The 1494-nt window shown below is 44.5% G+C and carries 1 protein-coding gene; it reads right to left on the bottom strand.

The genetic code is table 11. The features are described from left to right. Positions 1–585: 585 nt before the first annotated feature. Positions 586–1092: an AAA family ATPase gene (locus KTG14_RS17755; protein ID WP_483313511.1), complete on the bottom strand. Its 507-nt coding sequence runs from the start codon at positions 1090–1092 to the stop codon at positions 586–588. Positions 1093–1494 lie beyond the last annotated feature (402 nt).

Genomic DNA, 1494 nt, shown 5'->3' with positions numbered 1-1494 from the left:
GTATTTGACCTTACTTTGTCGACTGAAGTATATCCTTTTATTTCAAGCTGCTCATTTCCTTTATATGCAAAATCTATATTTTTATTCTTCACTAGACTTTTTATACTTTTAATGTTATTTCTATGCACCGTCCATCTAAATTATTTTTAAAGCAAGATGTAAAATTCGACGGTTTAATAAACTCATATTCTTCAGAGTTCTTTAATGATATGAAATACATTTCAGATTCTAGAATGAACTGGAGAGAAAATCCAATAGCTGCGAGTGTTTAGCTATTCAAGTGGCGCCTCGCGTCTCATCAACAAATTGGCGACGCATTGCCTATTATTCGCAGCACAGAATGGAAATCGCATCATTGATGATCGCATGGTGAAGAAAGTAATCGAGGGGGAACTAGCTTAGTTCCCCCTCGTTTTTTCTCTATTCGTTTGGCCAAAGAAACCGTCAGTTTTTAGACAAAATCAGGCGTCATCAATGATGCGATTTCCATTCTGTGCTGCGAATAATAGGCAATGCGTCGCCAATTTGTTGATGAGACGCGAGGCGCCACTTGAATAGCTAAACACTTCATCAATCGCAGATTCGCTAAAGATGTCTCGTCCCACTCCTGCATAGGCGAGATGCTTGATCATGTATTGTTCGGTCTCGGCACGGTCGAGATGATGCAAGCGAAACTGGATATCGATCCGTTGGCGGATCGCCGCAAAAGACTGAAGCTGAAGTCGGTCCCATAATTCCGTTTGTCCGACCATGNATAAGCGCCATCGGACTTTGCGCATCCATGCGAAAGTTCAAGAGAAAACGCACTTCCTCCAACATCTCCCGGTCTAATAGATGCGCTTCATCGACCACGCAGACAGGCGTCAGCTTGTGGATGCCTTTCATGAGCTCGATTTCCCGATGCAACTGGCGCTTGGCATCGCCGCGATAGAACTTCGACTCGAGCCCCAATTGCTCCAACATGCCTTTATAGAAATGGCGGGGCGTTAATTTCGAATCCGATAGATAAAGCAGTTTATAGCGAGAAGAATCCAGTTGATCGGTGAACCTGCGGATCGCTGTCGTCTTTCCAAGTCCGCATTCACCGGTCATGACGGCGAACAATTGCCGGTCTGCCGCATAATTCAAGCGGCCGATGATTTCTTCGAGTTGATTGGATTCGTACAGGTCGGCCGTCGGAATGTCACGCGAGAACGGGGTTGAGCGCATCTCAAAAAACGATTCAAACATGATCTGCACCGCCCTGAATATTGCATAGTGAATGAGCCACGTATGCGTAAAATTAAACCATCAATTGCGGAAGATAGAGCCAGCTTTTGCGGAGTAGAGAGCCACACATATATTTTCACGATAAATACCTCCGGTATACTTAAGGGGCATGCTTAAAAGCATGACACTTGTGTAGAAGGAGTTTTTTTATGGTTAATTATCGAAAGATTCTGGGGATGGAGTTCGATGACATCAGCCAGAGGACAATCAGTTCCAGTACTGGCC

The sequence above is a fragment of the Planococcus sp. CP5-4_YE genome (assembly GCF_019042655.1).
GTDB lineage: Bacteria > Bacillota > Bacilli > Bacillales_A > Planococcaceae > Planococcus.
The sequence above is the reverse complement of the archived record's forward strand: the minus strand, read 5'-3'. Positions and strand labels throughout refer to the sequence as shown.